The sequence below is a fragment of the uncultured Campylobacter sp. genome (assembly GCF_938045405.1).
Lineage (GTDB): Bacteria > Campylobacterota > Campylobacteria > Campylobacterales > Campylobacteraceae > Campylobacter_B.
The window spans coordinates 1-17514 of record NZ_CALIMW010000131.1 but is presented as its reverse complement, the minus strand read 5'-3'; the positions used below and the strand labels follow the sequence as shown (position 1 = coordinate 17514).

At 48.3% G+C, this 17514-nt stretch carries 19 protein-coding genes; 7 read left to right on the top strand and 12 right to left on the bottom strand.

The genetic code is table 11. The annotated features are described in order from the left end of the window. Positions 1-445, bottom strand: a 445-nt coding sequence (locus Q0140_RS05205; protein ID WP_297962544.1) for a hypothetical protein, incomplete at its 3' end; no start/stop codon positions are given. 72 nt (positions 446-517) lie between these two features. Continuing rightward, complete coding sequence (gene ciaB, locus Q0140_RS05200; RefSeq protein WP_297962542.1) at positions 518-2332, bottom strand: invasion protein CiaB; 1815 nt, start codon at positions 2330-2332, stop codon at positions 518-520. Positions 2333-2516: 184 nt separating this feature from the next. Between ciaB and Q0140_RS05195 the strand changes: the two genes are divergently transcribed. Further along, positions 2517-2936 (top strand): acyl-CoA thioesterase, encoded by a 420-nt coding sequence (locus tag Q0140_RS05195; protein ID WP_295153100.1) that lies wholly within the window; start codon positions 2517-2519, stop codon positions 2934-2936. Between the two features lie 245 nt (positions 2937-3181). On the opposite strand, the gene Q0140_RS05190 is transcribed toward Q0140_RS05195, so the two are convergent. The 3 genes from Q0140_RS05190 to Q0140_RS05180 form a co-directional block, all read right to left on the bottom strand. Beyond that, a complete protein-coding gene (locus Q0140_RS05190) occupies positions 3182-3385 on the bottom strand; it encodes a hypothetical protein (RefSeq protein ID WP_297941994.1) in 204 nt (67 codons plus the stop codon). A 73-nt stretch (positions 3386-3458) separates the two neighbouring features. Beyond that, positions 3459-4199, bottom strand: coding sequence for an EI24 domain-containing protein (locus tag Q0140_RS05185; protein WP_297962540.1), 741 nt, complete (start codon positions 4197-4199; stop codon positions 3459-3461). A 426-nt stretch (positions 4200-4625) separates the two neighbouring features. Beyond that, positions 4626-5315 carry a dUTP diphosphatase gene (locus Q0140_RS05180; RefSeq protein ID WP_297962538.1) on the bottom strand — a complete coding sequence of 230 codons (690 nt, stop codon included), beginning with the start codon at positions 5313-5315 and terminating at the stop codon, positions 4626-4628. 80 nt (positions 5316-5395) lie between these two features. Here Q0140_RS05180 and Q0140_RS05175 point away from each other — a divergent pair, with 80 nt between their 5' ends. Continuing rightward, the gene (locus tag Q0140_RS05175; RefSeq protein WP_177386822.1) at positions 5396-5809 is read left to right on the top strand and encodes a hypothetical protein; all 414 of its coding nucleotides are present in this window, start codon (positions 5396-5398) and stop codon (positions 5807-5809) included. Positions 5810-6129: 320 nt separating this feature from the next. Here Q0140_RS05175 and Q0140_RS05170 read toward each other — a convergent pair whose 3' ends face one another. Continuing rightward, complete coding sequence (locus Q0140_RS05170) at positions 6130-6339, bottom strand: 4-oxalocrotonate tautomerase family protein (protein WP_050346352.1); 210 nt, start codon at positions 6337-6339, stop codon at positions 6130-6132. A 106-nt stretch (positions 6340-6445) separates the two neighbouring features. Between Q0140_RS05170 and luxS the strand changes: the two genes are divergently transcribed. The 3 genes from luxS (at position 6446) to Q0140_RS05155 (ending at position 9494) form a co-directional block, all read left to right on the top strand. Beyond that, positions 6446-6949 carry an S-ribosylhomocysteine lyase gene (luxS, locus tag Q0140_RS05165; RefSeq protein WP_297962536.1) on the top strand — a complete coding sequence of 168 codons (504 nt, stop codon included), beginning with the start codon at positions 6446-6448 and terminating at the stop codon, positions 6947-6949. A 585-nt stretch (positions 6950-7534) separates the two neighbouring features. Further along, positions 7535-7873: a cupin domain-containing protein gene (locus tag Q0140_RS05160; protein ID WP_297948926.1), complete on the top strand. Its 339-nt coding sequence runs from the start codon at positions 7535-7537 to the stop codon at positions 7871-7873. Between the two features lie 163 nt (positions 7874-8036). Then, positions 8037-9494, top strand: coding sequence for a DKNYY domain-containing protein (locus Q0140_RS05155; protein ID WP_297962534.1), 1458 nt, complete (start codon positions 8037-8039; stop codon positions 9492-9494). 527 nt (positions 9495-10021) lie between these two features. Here Q0140_RS05155 and mnmA read toward each other — a convergent pair. The 6 genes from mnmA to aroQ form a co-directional block, all read right to left on the bottom strand. Further along, positions 10022-11053 carry a tRNA 2-thiouridine(34) synthase MnmA gene (gene mnmA, locus Q0140_RS05150; RefSeq protein ID WP_297962532.1) on the bottom strand — a complete coding sequence of 344 codons (1032 nt, stop codon included), beginning with the start codon at positions 11051-11053 and terminating at the stop codon, positions 10022-10024. Further along, positions 11050-11655, bottom strand: coding sequence for a TIGR00730 family Rossman fold protein (locus Q0140_RS05145; RefSeq protein ID WP_297962530.1), 606 nt, complete (start codon positions 11653-11655; stop codon positions 11050-11052). Before Q0140_RS05145 ends, mnmA begins: the two co-directional genes overlap by 4 nt. A 115-nt stretch (positions 11656-11770) precedes the next feature. After that, the gene (locus Q0140_RS05140; RefSeq protein ID WP_297962528.1) at positions 11771-12955 is read right to left on the bottom strand and encodes a P-loop NTPase; all 1185 of its coding nucleotides are present in this window, start codon (positions 12953-12955) and stop codon (positions 11771-11773) included. After that, the gene (folK, locus tag Q0140_RS05135; protein WP_297962526.1) at positions 12937-13488 is read right to left on the bottom strand and encodes a 2-amino-4-hydroxy-6-hydroxymethyldihydropteridine diphosphokinase; all 552 of its coding nucleotides are present in this window, start codon (positions 13486-13488) and stop codon (positions 12937-12939) included. The genes Q0140_RS05140 and folK overlap by 19 nt, the downstream gene beginning before the upstream one ends. Beyond that, complete coding sequence (locus Q0140_RS05130; RefSeq protein ID WP_297962524.1) at positions 13485-14510, bottom strand: M24 family metallopeptidase; 1026 nt, start codon at positions 14508-14510, stop codon at positions 13485-13487. Before Q0140_RS05130 ends, folK begins: the two co-directional genes overlap by 4 nt. 14 nt (positions 14511-14524) lie before the next feature. Beyond that, positions 14525-14992, bottom strand: coding sequence for a type II 3-dehydroquinate dehydratase (gene aroQ / locus Q0140_RS05125; RefSeq protein ID WP_005869936.1), 468 nt, complete (start codon positions 14990-14992; stop codon positions 14525-14527). 172 nt (positions 14993-15164) lie between these two features. Between aroQ and Q0140_RS05120 the strand changes: the two genes are divergently transcribed. Together Q0140_RS05120 and sppA are read left to right on the top strand one after the other, a co-directional pair. Beyond that, entirely contained in the window at positions 15165-16382 is a 1218-nt protein-coding gene (locus Q0140_RS05120; protein ID WP_297962522.1) for a metal-dependent hydrolase, read from the top strand. Continuing rightward, a complete protein-coding gene (gene sppA, locus Q0140_RS05115) occupies positions 16370-17242 on the top strand; it encodes a signal peptide peptidase SppA (protein WP_297962520.1) in 873 nt (290 codons plus the stop codon). Before Q0140_RS05120 ends, sppA begins: the two co-directional genes overlap by 13 nt. Positions 17243-17514: the final 272 nt, after the last annotated feature.

Genomic DNA, 17514 nt, shown 5'->3' with positions numbered 1-17514 from the left:
TCAAATATATGAAAGTGCTTGCTAGCGCGGTCGGAAAAAACCAATTCAGAACGCCCAATTTTTGGTGATTTATATCCGCGCCAAGATAACCCACCACGCATGCGATGATGCACAGAGCGCATAAGATAGCGCGCAGCACGGCTAAATATCGCAGTCCGCGAGGCTGTATCACGCCTTCGTAGCCGCTGTTTTCGCAGCCGCCGCTTTGCCTGTTTTTGCCGCCGCGCCCCGCGACATAGACAAGATGCGCGCCTAACCCTACGAAGCAGGCGCATTGAATAAAGTCCATAAATATGAAACTACCGAGTGCATCACTTTCGCCTACATTGCCTATTAACCTAGGCCACGAAAATTTTACTATACAAAACGTCGCCGCAAGCAAAATCGGGTGCAGCGCGAGCCTGCCGCTCCTTAAATCAGAGAGTAAATTTTTAAAATATCCCATGCTTTCCCCTTAAAATTCCGCGGAATTTTACTCGCTTTCCATTATTTTAAGGCGCAGTTCAGAGCTGAAATTTTAAAGCCACTTTGCTCGTTCATTGCTAGGATCCGTTTCGTTGCCGATCGCTTCGTAGCGCGAGTAGTAAAACTCCACAAACTCCCGCACCTGCGCCTCGCGCGGCAGATACACGCCGCCGCTAAGCTCCGCAAAGCGCGATAAAAATTCCGCCGCGTCCTTTTTGTCGTAATAAAGCTGCGCCAGCTCCTCATAGTTTTGCAGGCACGCGGCTTTGAAGCTCTCATAGCCCGCGCGGTCAAATTTAACCGCCAGCCGCATGCCGTCAAATTTCAAAACGCCCGATGCAAAAAGCAAGCTCAGATGTATCAGAGCCTCGCAGTAGTAGGGCTTGAGCTCCTCCACCCGCTGCCACGCGATGAGGCCCACGGCGCGGCGGATCAGCTCATCCAGCACCGGCAGGCAAAACTCCTCCTCCTCGTGGAAAAAGAAGTTCACGAGCCCGCCCGTGGTCGCCTTATACTCCTCGATGAGCTTAAAAAGCCCCGAGCGGTTCATGCGCGCCTCGGTGTCTGCGTCGATGAAAAATATATGCCCGAACTCATGCCCGATCGTCGATATTTCGTAGACGCGGCGCCAAATTTGCGGCTTTTTAAATAAAATTTCGCGTCCGAAATTTAGATAATCGAGGTCGAAAATTTCGCTGCTTAGCCGCATAAAAGGTCTAGCCTTGGCGCTTTCATAGACGAAATTTACGAAGGCGAAAATTTTCTTGCCGCAGTTGGTGCTTACGAATTCGTCGTTTGGCACGACCTGCGCCGAAAAGAGCCCGCCCAGATCGGCGCCGTAGTAGATCAGCGGAGCGCAGACGTAAAGCTGAGTTTTGGCGATGTTTGAAAGCACGAGCGAGTGCATGACGGCGTTGTTCGCGCCGATTTTTTCATACGCACGCTCAAAACTCTCGCTTACGCGCGCTTTAAATTCTTCCGCGCTAAACTCATACGCTCCTGCAAGCCTGACGTCCCATTCCAGCGCGACTGCGTGCGTGTAGGCGTCTTCGTAGTATTCGAGCGGATGCCCGATCTGAAGCGGCGTTTTTATATCCATCCACGCGATCTCCGCATCCCGCCACGCGCCGATCACCGCGCTAGCGTCCCTCTCGCAAAAGGCCTGCTTGAGCTTGGACAGATACGCGACGTAAGCTAGCTCGCTCTCATCTTCTGCAAGCGTCACCAGGCGCTCCAAAAGATCGCTAAATTCGCTCTGTAGCTTTGCCGTCTCATCCGCAAATGCCACGGCGTAGGGCACCATTTGGGATTTGCCCTCGCGCTGCACTATCGCGCCGTAGCAGCGCTCGCAGATCTCGCCGTGAGGCGTGCGCATAAACAGCTCCTCTTGCAGTAAAAATTCCTTCGCCTGCGCAAGCGAGCTAAATTCCTTTTGCAAGCGCTTGTTCGTGCCTTCGATGATTAGGGCTTGCCAGCTTTTTTGCATATCGCTTAGCACGAGCCCGATGCGGTGCACGCCCTTTAAAAGCTCCAGATAAAAGGGCTGCAAAATCCCTTGCGCGCCAGCTTCGGCGATAAGAGCCGCGTGCATACTCTCGTGTATTTCGCGAGTGAAATCATACATTTTGCTCTTTAGCTCGCGCTGCCGCGCCTCATCGTAGCCTAAGCGGCGAAATTCTTGCAGTAACGGATCCTCTTTGAGATCAACGATTCGGCGTAGTACGGCTATGCGTGCAGTATCGCTAGGCTCAAAGCCGCAGATCTCCAGCCCACGCGCGATCAGCTCGGCGTGCGGCTCGTCGTAGAGGGCGTTTAGTCGCGCCTTAGCGCTCGCTGCCATCTCGCTAAGTTTTACAAAATCGTTCATCGCGTATCCTTTTTGCCGTTTTATCGTCTTTTTACGAGCGGAATGTGTCTGCTTCGCGAGCAAAATTCTATCCTCGCATCCGCTTAAAATTTTAAAATTTCGACATAGATTTTTGCCGATTGTATCGAAAAAGTGTTAAATTTGCGCGGTTAAAATGCGAGATTTTTAAATTTAAGGAGTAAAAATGAGCGATTTAAACTTAGACGATTTCGGCGAGCCGCGCATCAAGGTCGTAGCGCTGCCTAAGGATACGAATAGCTCGGGCAATATTTTCGGCGGCTGGATACTAGCGCAGATCGATTTAGCGGGCGCGACGGCGGCGCGCGAGATAGCGCCCGAGCGGGTCGTGACGATCTCGATGCAGGAGGTAACTTTCAAGCAGCCCGTATTTATCGGCGATGTCATCAGCTGCTACGCAAAAGTACTAAGCGTGGGAAATACCTCTATCCGCGTGCAGATCGAGGTCGCAGCGCTACGACTGGGCGAGGATGGATTTCGCGAGTGCTTGCACGTAACCAGCGCGATCGCAACCTACGTAAGTGTGACCAAATCAGGCCAAAAAAAGCCGATTAGCGCAGAGATTAAGCGGCTGCATGGATTTTAAAATTTCTCAGATTTTAGTTTCAGATCAAGGAATTTTAGCGTCAAGCTTATAACGCGAAAATTCTTATGTGGGATAAGCTTAATGCACAGAATTTGCTGCGTAAAATTTTATAATTTTAAGCGTGGAATTTTGCTATGCAGTATTTTGGTGGAAAACCTCGCAGACGGAATTTTGGAATTTTGGAATTTTGCGGCGCGCAGATTAATAAACAAATTAAAACGCGCCGCGGTAAGTCGTGCTAGCAGCTAGTTTGTAGCGTCTTGGAGCTCTTCTTCGATCTCGGAGTTGCTTTTTACGACCATGCCTGAGCCGTGGATGACGCTAGGCATGCAGGATGTGCAGATATGCACCGTCTCGCCGTTTTTATGCGCCTTGATAAAGACCGCGTTTTCATCATCGCTGCTTTTGAGCGAACATATATTGCAAATGTAAATATCACCTGATTTCATAGAAATCCTTTCTTAAAAAATTTCGCACTATTTTATGAAAATTTCAAAATTTTTCATTGATTTTAGTTAATCTTTAGCGATTTTTATTGCGGGCGCTTTCGTCTATCAGCACTACGTGCGTCAAAAAGATGATGAAAAATAGTTGGAAAAATAATCCTACCAGCGGGATTAAACACAGCAGATAAAAAATAAAAGCGCTTAGGGCAAATTTATATCCGCCCCCCATTTTATAAGAGCGCTCGAAGCTTTTCGCGCTTAACGCATTTGAAGCGACGTCAATTAGAACCAGCTTGTAATAGATATAAAAAAACGGCACGTTGATGATGAATAAATTTATTACCGGCACAAACAAAAGCACCGAGCAGATGAATAAGATTGCTAAAAATTTTAAAATTTCAAGGCTCATTAGCTTCAGTACTCGCGCCGTGCTCGCTTCATCCGCGCGGCTTAGGCGGTAGTGGCGCGTGTTGATCTCTTTAGTGACTGCGGGCGTCAGAAAGGCCGCGATGATAAGCGCACAAAACACGCTAAGCATCAGCACCGCAAAGCTGGCAAACACCGAAAAAATCGCACCAATAATCCACTTCGTAGCAGCAAAGCTTAGAATTTTTGCAATTACCGGGAAGTGCTGCTCGTCCAAGAAGCTAAAATCGCCGCTTTGCGCGCCCTGCGAAAGCGCGTCAAAAAGCTCTTTGCCGCCGAAAAATGCGAGCGTGCCCAAGATTATAAGCGAGCACATAAGCGGCAATAGCGAGAGCAAAATAAACTTGCGCGTAAAAAAGTCCTGCTTTGCCAAATTAAAAATTCTACCCATGTATGCTCCTATTTGCGTTATTTTAGCGACTTTTGCGACGGAATTTGAGCTGAGATTTATTTTGACTGCCGCACGAAACGCGCCTCATTGATCCGCTCGCTTGGCTCATTCGCTTACTTTAACCGGCTCATCTCGCATTATAATACTAAATTTATGCTTTGATCGCTCGCCCACCCGTGTTTAATTTGCTCATTTATAGTGCGTAAATGGAGACCGCATCCTAGCTTGGTTTTTACCTGTTACGAATATTTATTTGCTTGCTGCGCGGAATTTTGCCACTTGTATGCAAGCAAAACATTGCGTAAAATTTTAGCTACAAAACTGCAGAATTTCAAATCAAACCTCTTTTTTAAAATTTGCCTGCCGAAATTTTATAGATGGAATTTTAAAATCTTAAAGATAAATTTCGCAAGCAAATCCATGACTTTACTTCGTCGCGTCGTAAATCTTTTGCAATTGCTCGTAAATTTCGTTTGCGCTTACTGTGCCTTTTGATAGCACCTCGATTAGCACCTCGTTATCTTCAAGGTCTCCCCAGATTTTGCGGTAGCTGCCCTCTTTGTAACCGTGGTCTTGGCGGAATTTATTTAGCACGTTTTTGCCGATATATTTGGCAAAAAGTATGTCTAAGCTCACTCCGCATTTAATCGCCACGCGAAAAAAATCGGTCAGTAGCTCGCCGATTTGCAGCTCAAAGCCGCTTGTTTCGTGGATTACTAGCTCGATGTCGTTTACGATTTCGTAGATGCTGTATTCGCGCACGTCGTAGGCGTAGGAGCTAAACTCCGCAAATCCGCTTACTGCCGTGACGTCGCTTACGATGTGGTCGATGTCTTTGCCGCCGTAATATTGCTCTAAAATATAGCTCATTACGAAGTGCCAAATATCAACGATCTCGATGACGATATTATTCACGTCCGGCGCTGCAGAGATATTTTTCCAATGCTTCCACGCAAAGCTATCGATGAGCTCTGCGCATTCCATGTAAATGCAGCGCTTCCAGTTGATAAGTTTGCCGTTTTTTGTATAGCCGTCCTCCCAGCCCACGCCATTTGTTTCGTCATTTAGGGCTTGCTGCATCAAAAACATCTCTTTTACTTTTTTATAATTTTCCATAAAAATTCTCCTAATTTTGGCTCGCGATTATAGCTAATAAAAGAAAATCATTGTATAATTTAGCAAAAAGGAGGCTTAAAATGTGTGCCGCTCAGGATAAATTCGACGAGTTTTTAGGCAGGATGAAACTCCTATCTCTCGGAGTTTTGCGCAATAATCTGCCATATTGCTGCAGTGCATTTTATGCCTACGATCCGCAAAATAAGGAGCTCATCATCGCAAGCGCGAGCGACTCCGAGCATATCAAAGCAGTCTTTGCCAACCGCGGAGTTGCAGCTACGGTCGCGCTGGATACGAAATTTGTAGGTAGGATCAAAGGCGTGCAGATTTGCGGCCATATCCGTAGCGCGGATGAGCGCGAAACCTCGCTATATCTTAAGCGCTTCCCGTTTGCGCGCGCAATGGAGACTGATTTTTTTACGATTAGAATTGATTGGATGAAAATGACCGATAATACTTTAACTTTCGGCAAAAAGCTAATTTGGGAACGCTAGTTCGCTAATAAATCGTCTATTTATTTTTACGAAATTTTAAACTTTGCGAGGATTAAATTTTATCTAGTAAGATTTTAAAACTTGCATAAATTCTATCTTGTCTATTTTTCAAAGAATTTCACCATTAGATCCGCTTTAAAATTTCCGCTCGGTTGGTTTTTGGAATTTTACAGCATGGAATTTAGCGTAAAATTTCATCTTGCAAGCTGAGGTTGTCGCAAATTTTATTCCCTTAGAAGTGAAACCTGCCGCGTAGAATTTCGCATGAAAATTTTAAAATTCTAAAATTTAACTTTTCAAAGTTAGCTTGACGCGCGAGCTTAGCTCTGCCGCTTTCTGATTTCGCTTACTAGCCGCCCGCCGATCGCATAGTCGTCAGTGGATATTTCATCTATCGTAACTACCGTGGTTTTCTCGCCCCTACCCAGCACGGCTACGAGGGCATCGGTTAGGTTCTTGACGAGCCTTGCTTTTTGTTCGCGACTTAAGCCGCCGCGCTCTTTGGTGATTTTGACGTTTATGTAGGGCATTAATTCTCCTTAAAATAAACGTAATTGTAGCCAAAATTTCGTCTGTGCGCCTGAAAGTGCGAAATTTTATGTTAAAATCGCCGCGATCTGAATTTAAGGAGAAAATATGCCATTGTTAGATAGTTTTAAGGTCGATCATACCCGCATGAATGCCCCTGGCGTGCGGCTTGCAAAGAGCATGCGCACCAAAAGCGGCGATAAAATTAGCGTCTATGATCTGCGGTTTTGCCGCCCGAATTTAGAGATTATGAGCGAGCGCGGCACCCACACGCTGGAGCATCTTTTCGCGGGCTTTATGCGCGAGCATCTAAATAGCGCGGACGTCGAGATCATCGATATCTCGCCGATGGGGTGCCGCACGGGCTTTTATATGAGCGTGATCGGAGCGCCTAGCGAGAGTGCCGTTGCGGCGGCGTGGAGCGCGAGTATGAAGGATATTTTGGGCGTGGGATCTCAAAAGGATATCCCCGAGCTGAATAAATTTCAATGCGGCACCTTCGCGATGCACTCGCTAGCAGAAGCCAAACAGATCGCGCAAAACGTGCTAAATAAGGGTATCGGCGTGATCAAAAACGACGAGATTGCGCTGGATCCAAGCAAGATAAAATAGTTTTGAAATTAAGAGATAGTGCAAAATTCTAACGCTATCTCTTTGAACTCCCGCTCGGCTCGTGATCAGTATGTTACGCGCTATAAAAACATTATCGTAAAATGTGCAAAAATTCGAGGCGCAAAAATGCGTATCTGCTAAAACAAGCCGGAAGTAGCATCTATTGATAAGCCGATTTAGCTTTATAAACCGACTTGGCGCTTGCCGTAAAGTCTGCGTCACGCGAGGTCTTTGATAAAAGCTACGATTTGGCTTTAATCTGGGTAGCAAAAGCGCGCAAGCAAAGCTCATATCAAATTTAATAAATTTATCTAGCAGAGCAGTTTTAAATTTAGAGGAATTTTTAAAATTCCGTCTTAAATTAAAGCCGAAATTCTATCCACAAATACCATGCTTATGCGTCTTCTTACTTTTAGATGCGATCTTCAATCCTCCAAAAAAATCGCATAGCAAAACGAGAATTTAAAATTTTTATTTAATGTTGCGTTGCGAGTTTGGCGCTTGAAATTTCACTTTCGCTGCACGAAAAGGATGCTAAAATTCCGCCGAAACCGCACCGGATGCGGTGAACTTCAAGGAGAGAAAATGCAAAGAATTTTTCATATAAAAGATGCTATTTGTAGCGACGAGCGAGCCGTAAAAACGACATTTTTTACTACGGAGGCCACTTGCGGCGCGGTTTGGATCGTCAAACGCGGCCAGGTCGTAGCGCCGCATATTCACCCCGGTGGCGATGATGTGTGGATCTGCTTAAGCGGACGCGGCGTGTTTTATCCGAGCAAGGGCGAGGAGGTGCCGATCTGTGCGGGCGATCTAATCATTTCCAAAAGCGGAGAGTGCCACGGTATGAAAAATACGGGCGATGAGGATTTTGTGTTTGCAAGCGTTACGGCGCCGATTCCGTGCGGCTACGAAGCGCTTTGAATTAAAATTTGCCAGAGATTTTGTGGTATTCGTAAAATAAATTAGCGCCGCAAAGAGTTGAATCAGAATTTGTCCGTAGCGTTAAATTTCATAAATTTAGCCGCGCTTTTGTACAATTTCAAATGCCGCGCAATCTGCGGTGAGATTAAATTTGAGGCAAAAGATGTATGAGGATTTTACGCAAGAGCCAAAGAACGAGCACGCGCAAAAGAAGCGCAAAGCTAGGGCGCGCAAGGTAGAAGCAGATCGTAAACCGGTGCGAGACGCGCCTCGAGGCATGCCGCTTTGGCGCAAGATCGCGCTTGGCATAACGTTTGCGTTCGCGGCTTTTAGCGCGCTTATTCTGGCGATGGTTATAAATTCCGCAGACGACTACTCGCCGCGGGATGATGAGCAGATCAAATACAGCGATTTTTATAAAAAAGATGGCGAAATTTACGCCCTCGTGGTGGGTGCAGGCTATTTTGCGATACCGAGCGCGGACGCGGCAAGCTTTCGGATTTTGGATTTCGGCTCCGGCTACCGCTCCAACGTCGCGGCGGATAAAAACGCCGTATATTGCGGAAACATCGCTATAGGCGAGCTAGAGCCCGCGCGCACGAAAGCCGTGGCGTTTGGCTACGTAAGCGACGGGCGAGTTAGCTATTTTTGCGATGGCGAGGCGGTACCAAACGACGCGCTGGGGGCGCTTAAGCTTACTTATGAAACCTTGGCGCATATCTTTTGGGATGCGCCCAAGCCGCAAAGCTACCTCTATAAATTTAAACGCATGGACGCTACGGATCTGCGCCAAATCTCGGGCGTGTATTACGCTGCGCAGGACTCTCGCGCGTTTTATAAAGGAGAGATTTTGCCGGGCGCCGATGCCGCGAGCCTGCGCCAGATAGAGGGAAGCGACGGCAGGGCGAGCGAAGTTTATGCCGCGGACGGCGCGAACGTGTATTTTAAAAACCTACGCCTTGACGCGCGCGATAACGGCGGGCATTACGAACTTTTGAGGCAGCGGTTGGACTATTTTTTGTGGGATGCGAAAAGCGGCGACGTTTTTGCAAACGATTTAAAATTTGACCCCGCCTCCGCGCCCTATACTCCGCTAAATAGGCAGCTTGCGCATTCAAACCATCTGCTTTTTGCCTCCCTTGGCGGCATCTATTATTTCGACGAGAATGACGGAAAGCAAAAGCGCGCGGCAGACAATCCCTTTGCGGGCGAGATCCGCGCGCTTAGCGGTAGCGTATTTCAAAGCGGCAAACGGATATATTTTTTAGAAGGCGCCGAAGTTTGGGGCGGCGGCCGCAGCACTCGCAGGCTGGTCGCTCGCAAAAGCGGACTTTTCGCGCTCGAGCTGCCGCACGAGTGGCGCAGGGTCGGCGGCGTGCACGGCGGGCTATACGGCTGGGTCTATTCAAACGGCGGGCGATTTTTCTATTTCGACGATCTGGGCTCTTCGCAGCTGATAGATCGGTGCATTTATGAGATCAGAGATTTAAACTTGGTTGAAATTTTGCTTCAAAAAAGCAGCCTTGGCACGAGTAAAATTCGCGAGATGATAAAGAGCGGTGGGCTTGAGGCGGTGGACGGCGAGCTGCTTTTTGAGGTAAAGACGCGAGTGGAATTTTAGGCGCGATTTAAGCACAATTCGAGCATGAAAAGTGCTGCTAAATTTTAAAATTTGATTTTATTTCGGCATAAATTTTTAAAATTTAAATGTAGTCGTGGGCTCTAGCGTAGGTTTAGAAATTTCATCGCAAATTCCTTTAGAGGGAGCGCGCAAATTTCGTTTCGCGCCGTCGCGATGACGCGCGAAATATTTTATATCGGTCGCGATTTTCGCGTCACGGCGCGCTTTGATAAGATGTCGCCGTAAATTTTATTTTAGCGCCGCAACTTTCGTAAATTTCGCTAGCAGTGCAGGCAACACAGCGACAGAGCGTAAATTTAAAAGGCTCAATCGTAAAGCTACGCGCATAAAATTTGCGCGCCGAGCTCGCAAGATAAAATTTAGCGGCTTGGATTCAAAAGCGCAAATATCTTATTTCGATATGAAATTTAACAGAGCGAGTGTAGATCAAACGGTGCGATCAAAGCGCCGTTTTGCAAACAGATGAGCCCTAAGCGGCGCCGAAAGCAAGCATCGGATGTGAAGCGCTATTTTATAAAGCCGCTTGCCACTACGCGGTCGCGCTCGTCGTAAAAAACCGCGAGCTGTGCCGGAGCGATGCCCGCTGCGGGTGCGGACAGCACGGCATGCACGCCGCCGTCCTCACGCGGCGAAATTTTAACGGGGAGTTTTGCGCTGCGGTAGCGGATCTTAACGCCGAGGCCAGACATATTTAAAATTTCATCCCTGCTTAAAAAGGCGTTAAAATTTTCGGTGTCGAACTCGTAGGTCGCCAGCTCCTCCTTGCCGCCCACGACGATCTCGTTTTTGCGCGGGTCGATGCTTAGCACGAAGTGCGGCTCATGCGCGCCGTGCACCGTAAAACCGCGGCGCTTGCCGATCGTGTAGTGCATGTAGCCCTCGTGAGTGCCGATGGCGTTGCCCGCGCGGTCGCGCACGATGCCAGGCATTTTGGTACCCGTATGACGGTTCAAAACGTCGATATAGGTGGTATCGACGAAGCAGATCTCGCTGCTTTCGCTCGCAGAAGCGATCTGCGAAAGCTCCGCATAGGCGCGCGCAGCCTCTTTGACGTCCTTTTTATACATCCCTCCAAGCGGAAAGAGCATAAACTTAAGCGCGGCGGGATCGATGTTTGCTAAAAAATAGCTCTGATCTTTGCTAAGATCTACAGCGGCTTTTAAAAGCCCGTCTTCGATACGGACGTAATGCCCCGTAGCTAGGCGCTCAAAGCCCTGCTCGCGCGCAAATTCCAAGAGCTTACCGAGCTTTATACGGCGGTTACACAGCGCGCACGGATTTGGCGTAAGGCCATCGATATAGGCCTGCACAAAGGGCTCGTAAACGTCGCGATTAAAATCATCCTGCAGATCCAAAATGTGGATTTTTATACCTAAAAACTCGCCCACCTTGCGGACTTTGGCGATGTTTGCTTCGTGATAGCCCGGCTTTGCGTGTAGCTTCATATAGCAGCCCTGCACCTCGTGCCCCGCGTCTTGCAGCAGCTTCGCGCACATCGAGCTATCCACGCCGCCGCTCATCGCGACTAAAATTTTCATTCGTTCTCCTTACGTCGCACGTCCGTCAAAATTTCATCCACGCTGTCGCAGAGCTTAAAATTTTGCAGATCGCTTTCGTTTATCGCACCAGATTTTAGCAGCGAAGTGCGGAAAAACTCCATCAAAGGCGCGTAGAATTCCTCGTCGTAAAGATAGATCTGCGCGCGTTTAAAGCCCGTCTGCACCAGCACTAAAATTTCAAAAAACTCATCCAGCGTCCCAAAGCCGCCCGGAAAGATGACGAAAATTTCGCTGTTTTCGATGAGAGCGCCTTTGCGCGGCGCAAATGCCGAAAATTTCGCGCCCTGCGTCAAAAAGCCGTTGCTTTTTTGCTCAAACGGCAGCATGATGTTAAAGCCCACGCTGTGCGTCCTTGCTCTCGCAAATGCGCCTCGGTTGGCGCCTTGCATAATGCCGCCACCGCCTCCGGTGATGATCGAGTATCCTAAATCAGCGAGCCCCTCGCAGAGCTTTTGTGCGTCTTTTACGTAGCGATTATCCTCGCTAAAGCGTGCCGAGCCGAAGATCGTGGCGCTTTTGCCCACGTTTTTGAGATTGTCGCGGGCAATTTTGATGTCTTTTAAAATTTCTTTTAACTGCATGATTAATCTATCTTTTGTGTATATTATTTAAAATTTTAGCTTTAAGAATAACATTAAATTTTTAAAATTCCGTTTAAAATAGTAGAATTTACGTGATTTAAAATCTTGTCGTAAATCATACTAGGTTGCTAAGCTTTCGTAAAAATCCGCCGACGCCACGGTAAGCGCTCATATCGATCGGCTCGCAGCCCTGCTTGCTTAAAAATCGCGAGACACTCTGTCTAAGCGCGATGGTAGCGGGCGAAAACGGATAGTGCGAGTTAAAAAGCGCGCGATTTTGTGAGCAGACGGCTACTTGTTTGCAAAACGGCACAAAGCCTAGCAGTTTAAAGCGCAGCTCGCTTATATTGCGGTGCGCGACCGACTTTAGATTTTCGTAGATCATCACGGCATCATCCTCGCTCGCGGTGAAATTTAGCAAAAACAAAACCTCTTTTTTGCTCGCCCCAAGCGTCTTTAAAAGCGCGTAGGTGTTGCTGATCGAGCAGGGTTCGTTCGCGCACAGCACGATATTTTCGTCGCCGATGCTCAAAAAATCTCCAAGATACTCAAGCCCCGCATCGATCAAAATAAAATCGAAGATTCCCGCCTCTTTTAGCTCGCTTGCGAAGCGAGCGGGGCTTTCGTGAGCTTTTGCGTTTGCGAAATTTCCGGCTTCTTCGGGATTTGATGGGCGGGCGGAATTTTTCTTTTCATCTTCACTTGCGGAATTTTGAGAATTCTCGTCAGAGATTGAATTTTGCTTGGTGAAATCGTCGCTTTTAAAATTCTCTATGCTTTCTGATTCTGTAAAATTCCATCCATCTCCGCAATTTTGCGACTTTTTGGCTGTACAATTCGTAGAATTTTTTGCAGCGTTTGCCATTGAATTTGCAGCGGCGGAATTTTCTGAGTTGTTTTTGCCATCAGAGCTCGTGAGTTTTTGCGCGTAATTGTGCGAGCCGCTACTTTCGTCGTCTTGCGAGTCTTGCGCGCTATCCGTAGAATTTTGCATAACGTAATCGTCCGCGCTAGAGCTTGCGTTTTTGATAGAATTTTGCGAGGATGCGTGATTTTGTGAAGCAAGCGCGGGCGAAACGAGCGTTAAATTTTGCGAAATTTTTACTGCGACGGCGCTTGGTAGCGAAATCCTCTTTCTTTGCAAAGCGTTTAAAATGATCTCTTGATTGTTTAAATTCGGCGCTTCTATGATCGCCGTGCGGTAGCCCTGCTCGCTTAGAATTTCGGCGAAATTTGCTGCAATCACGCTTTTGCCAACCCCGCCCTTAGCGCTCAAAAAATTTACGATTTTAGTTTGCATATCAGTCCTCTTTTAAATTTCATCTCTCCAAGCGGCAAAATCACGCTTATGCGCTCGCAAACACCCGGATGCGGCAGCATCAGCCGCTCGCAGGCACGCACCTTCGCGCTTGCATATAAAATATCCACATCCAGCGTGCGCGGCGCGTTTTTAAAGCTTCTTTTGCGCCCAAATCGTAGCTCCGCGCGCTGCATAATTTTAAGCAATGTAAGCGGCGGCAGAGAGCTTTGCACGAGCATTACGGCGTTTAAAAAATCGGGCTGATCTAAAAAGCCGAACGGCCTGTTTTTTAAGATCGGGGAATTTTGCGCTACGAAAAAGCGCGTATCGCTCTGTAAAACGCGATAAAATCGCTCGAAGCGCCACTTGACATCTCCTAAATTCCCGCCGAGTCCAAGCAGGTATAAATTTTTAAAATTTCCGCGCTCGCGGCGCCTCATCGGGAAAACGGCGCTTTTTACGACGCACAGCGCGTCCGCGCACTCGTAAAATCCGTTTTTCTTAAGCTGCATGTTCACCCGAGCTACTCTCATAAAATTTCAGCCCCGTTTTCGCGTACGACCACGACATCCTCGATACGCACGCCAAACTCGCCGGGCAGGTAAATCCCTGGCTCCACGCTAAAGACCATCCCCTCTTTTAGCACGGTATCTCCGCGCTTTGAGATGAACGGAAGCTCGTGGATATCGACTCCGACGCCGTGTCCCGTGCTATGGAAAAACGCCTTACCAAAGCCCTGGGCGGCGATAAAATCCCTAGCCGCCGCGTCGATCTCGCGCGCCTTTTTGCCAGGCATGACTGCAGCGATTGCCAGAGCTTGCGTCTCTTTTACGATCTCGTAAATTTCTTGTCGCTTGGCGTTTCTAAAATTTTGCTCTTTGCCGAAGTTAAAATTTTCGTCAAAGCACGCCGTACGCGTCCTATCTGAGCAGTAGCGATTAAATTTAACCCCCGCGTCAAGCAGGAGCAAATCGCCCTCTCTCAGCCGCTTTTTACTAGGCAGAGCGTGCGCCTTGGCGGCGTTTTCGTTGATCGCGACGATAGGCGAAAAGCTAAGCGCTAGCTCGCCCTTTTTCTTAAAGATGAGCTCGGCGTTAAAAAACAGCTCCTCTTCGCTCATGCCTTCGCCACTAGCGCGTACGAACGTGGCAAATTCGTCAAATCTTTCCGCACCCAACTGCGCCGCTTGCTTTAAAATTTTTATCTCATCTTCTGATTTTATTATGCGCGAAATTTGCGAAAAATTCGCCCGCGCCTTAAATCTTATCCCAAGCCCCTTGCTCAGAGCTTCCCACTCGCCCGCGCTAAAATCATGCGGGTTGTAGCTAAGCTCAGCAACGCCAGCCTTTCGCAAAAACAGCCGCGCGTCTTTTATCAAATTTCGCTCGACCTCGATCACTTCGGTATCTTGGCAAAGCTCGCGCGCCTCGATGCTATAACGCGCATCAGTGAGGAAAAATTTGCGTCCGCCGAGGCTTAAAAATATCGCGTTGTCGCAGCTGTATCCGCACTCGTGGTAAACAGCGTTTTCGTCCTTTAGGATAAAATTTTTCAAATTTAATCCCAAACTTATTTGGCTTTCTGTTCGGCTCTGGCTGCCTTGATCTGCTCAAAAATTTGAATCATTCCGATCATCGCCAGATGGTATCCCACGGGGCCAAATCCGATAATCTGACCCGCTGTTACGGGCGCTATTAGACTTTTTTGTCTAAGCTCCTCCCTGCGAGCGATGTTTGAGATATGCACTTCGATCACGGGCAGACTGACTGCGGCGAGCGCATCGCGGATAGCGAGCGAAGTGTGCGTGTAGGCGGCGGGATTGATGATGATGCCGTCACAGGTGCCGAAGCACTCTTGGATCTTATCGACGATCTCGCCTTCGAAATTGCTCTGGAAAAATTCGATCTCGTTGCCGCTCTGATCGGCGACCGCTTTCATCTGTTTATGGATGTCCTCCATCTTCATAACCCCATAAATAGCGGGCTCTCGCATACCGAGCATATTGATATTTGGTCCTTGAATCACCATAATTTTCATTTTTGCGTCCTTGTTTTGAAATTTAAGCAAAAATTATAACCAAAGCGAGCTTATTTTTTACTATGGCGCCAAATTTGCCCGCTCAAGCCCAAGCGATAAAATTTTATCTCTAAATTTAGCGCGAAATAGAATTTTATGCTAAAATCACGCGCTGTTTTAGATAAGGAAAACGATGAGAATTTTAAGGGCGAAGTGGGTTCTTGTCTGCGATGAGAATTTTAAAATTTTAAAAGATGGCGCGATCGTCTTTGACGAGAAAATAATCGAGGTTTGCGCCTTTGCAAGCGCGGCGCGCAAATACCCGCAAGCCGAAATTTTGGACTTTAGCGGCGACATAGCGATGCCTGCGTTTATAAATCCGCACGTGCATTTGGAATTTAGCGCAAACAAAGGCACACTGCGCTACGGCGATTTTTTGGACTGGCTAGGTAGCGTCATCGCCTCCAGGCAGCAGCTGGACGCCGCGGCGCGCGGACGATTGACCTTGGAGCAGATCGCCGCGATGATGCGAAGCGGCGTGGGCACGATCGGCGAAATTTCAAGTTTCGGCGGCGAGGCTGAAGCTTGCGCGCAAAGCGGTATCAGAACCGTGTTTTTTAATGAAATTTTAGGCGCGAGCAAGGACGCTGCGGCGGAGAATATTTTGAAATTTAAGCAGCGATTTGAGCGCGCAAAGGCGCTCGCAAGCTCGCTTTTTATCCCCGCCGTGTCGGTGCACTCGCCGTATTCGGCGCACCCGCAGATTACGAAGTTTGCGACGAAGCTTGCCCGCGAAAATGGGCTTGTTATAAGCACGCATTTTATGGAGAGCGCTTACGAGCGGCAGTGGTTGCGCACTGGTCGCGGTAAGCTTAAAACCTGGCTTGCTAAATTTAATCCTGCGCCCGCGCCTTTTTACTCGCCGCAGAGCTTTGTAGCGCATTTTAGCGGGCTTCGCACGCTCTTTACGCATTGCGTTTGGGTGGATGATTTTAGCATCTTTGATCCGAAGCTCCACTCGATCACGCACTGCGCGCGCTCCAACCGCCTGCTTAGCAAGAAGAGGCTGAGTTTTAAAAAGCTGCTCGCAAGCGGACTTAATTACAACATCGCTACCGACGGGCTTAGCTCGAATTTTAGCCTAAGCTTTTTAGACGAGCTGCGTGCAAATTTAATGATGCACGACGAGCTGGGCTTGGCGGAACTAGCGCGGGCGTTACTTTTAGGCGCGACTAGAAATGCGGCAGCCGCGCTGGGATTAAACTTAGGCGAGCTGAAAGAGGGCAAGCTCGCCGATATCGCCGTTTTTGAAGGCATTGAGTGCGACGAAGCTCAGCTGCCGCTACAGCTCATTTTGCAGAGCAAAAACGCAAAATCACTTTTTATCGAAGGAATGAAATGCAATTTCTAAAAAACATCTTTGCGCCGATCGGCGCCGTGCTGGGGTTTATCAACAAATACTTTAAATCCTTGATTTTTCTGCTTATTTTGTTTTTGATTTTTGCAGGCGGCGAAAGCGCGCAACAAAAGGGCGCGAATCTCGCTCAGCTTTCGCTAAGCGGCGCGATAATGGACGATAGCGAAATTTTAGAAAAGATCGAAACTCTGAAAAACGACGAGGCGATTAAGGGGGTGCTTCTGCTGATAGATAGTCCCGGCGGCGCGCTAAGCCCGAGCGTGGAAATTTCGCTGGCTATCAAGTCGTTAAACTCGCGCAAGCCGGTCGTTGCTTACGCCAAGGGCACGATGGCGAGCGGCAGCTACCTAGGCGGCGTGTGGGCGAGTAAAATTTACGCAAATCCGGGTAGCTTCATCGGCTCCATAGGCGTGATCATGCAGGGCTTAGACGTGAGCGAAGCGGCCGCTAAGCTAGGCTTTGCCGAACAGATCGTCAAAGCGGGCGAGCTCAAAGAAGCGGGCACGATGATGAGAAAATGGAGCGACGCGGAGCGCGCAAGTCTGCAAGCTCTGGTGGATGAGAGCTACGAGCTATTTACGCGCGAGGTGGCGCAGGCGCGCTCGCTGGATCTTAGGAAGCGCGATACGTGGGCGAATGCGCGAGTATTTTTAGCTAGCGGCGCCAAAGGCGTCGGGCTCATCGACGAGGTGGGCTCTTTAGAGGACGCTAAAAGCGCGCTCGTAAGGGCTAGCGGCGTAGCAGATCCGATCTGGCAGGAGCCTTCTGCGTATGAAAAGATGATGGATAAGCTGGCAAATAAAAGCGAGAGTTTGGTGCGCGGGGTGTTCGGCGCGAAGCTGATGGCGTATTAGAATTTTAGAAATTTCGCAGAAATTTTAGAATTAGAATATGAGGGAATTTAAAGAGTAGAATTTTGTATGCGAAAGCTACGCTGGGTTTGATTACTTTTAAATTTCCTTGCTTTTTCATTTGGCGTTTCTTTAAAATTTTACCCTTTTTGTGAATTTTATCTTCGTTTAAAGCCCCTCATTTTCTCTCAATTATTCAGCCCCCTTTAAGCATCGCTCTTGTATAATCACAATTCTGTTTCGCACCGAGCCGAACCTGCTTCCTTAAGTCTTAA

Bases quoted from the DNA above. Each gene is read 5' to 3' on its own strand.
- ciaB (WP_297962542.1), bottom strand. From the start codon at position 2,332: ATGAACGATTTTGTAAAACTTAGCGAGATGGCAGCGAGCGCTAAGGCG.
- Q0140_RS05195 (WP_295153100.1), top strand. From the start codon at position 2,517: ATGAGCGATTTAAACTTAGACGATTTCGGCGAGCCGCGCATCAAGGTC.
- Q0140_RS05190 (WP_297941994.1), bottom strand. From the start codon at position 3,385: ATGAAATCAGGTGATATTTACATTTGCAATATATGTTCGCTCAAAAGC.
- Q0140_RS05185 (WP_297962540.1), bottom strand. From the start codon at position 4,199: ATGGGTAGAATTTTTAATTTGGCAAAGCAGGACTTTTTTACGCGCAAG.
- Q0140_RS05180 (WP_297962538.1), bottom strand. From the start codon at position 5,315: ATGGAAAATTATAAAAAAGTAAAAGAGATGTTTTTGATGCAGCAAGCC.
- Q0140_RS05175 (WP_177386822.1), top strand. From the start codon at position 5,396: ATGTGTGCCGCTCAGGATAAATTCGACGAGTTTTTAGGCAGGATGAAA.
- Q0140_RS05170 (WP_050346352.1), bottom strand. From the start codon at position 6,339: ATGCCCTACATAAACGTCAAAATCACCAAAGAGCGCGGCGGCTTAAGT.
- luxS (WP_297962536.1), top strand. From the start codon at position 6,446: ATGCCATTGTTAGATAGTTTTAAGGTCGATCATACCCGCATGAATGCC.
- Q0140_RS05160 (WP_297948926.1), top strand. From the start codon at position 7,535: ATGCAAAGAATTTTTCATATAAAAGATGCTATTTGTAGCGACGAGCGA.
- Q0140_RS05155 (WP_297962534.1), top strand. From the start codon at position 8,037: ATGTATGAGGATTTTACGCAAGAGCCAAAGAACGAGCACGCGCAAAAG.
- mnmA (WP_297962532.1), bottom strand. From the start codon at position 11,053: ATGAAAATTTTAGTCGCGATGAGCGGCGGCGTGGATAGCTCGATGTGC.
- Q0140_RS05145 (WP_297962530.1), bottom strand. From the start codon at position 11,655: ATGCAGTTAAAAGAAATTTTAAAAGACATCAAAATTGCCCGCGACAAT.
- Q0140_RS05140 (WP_297962528.1), bottom strand. From the start codon at position 12,955: ATGCAAACTAAAATCGTAAATTTTTTGAGCGCTAAGGGCGGGGTTGGC.
- folK (WP_297962526.1), bottom strand. From the start codon at position 13,488: ATGAGAGTAGCTCGGGTGAACATGCAGCTTAAGAAAAACGGATTTTAC.
- aroQ (WP_005869936.1), bottom strand. From the start codon at position 14,992: ATGAAAATTATGGTGATTCAAGGACCAAATATCAATATGCTCGGTATG.
- Q0140_RS05120 (WP_297962522.1), top strand. From the start codon at position 15,165: ATGAGAATTTTAAGGGCGAAGTGGGTTCTTGTCTGCGATGAGAATTTT.
- sppA (WP_297962520.1), top strand. From the start codon at position 16,370: ATGCAATTTCTAAAAAACATCTTTGCGCCGATCGGCGCCGTGCTGGGG.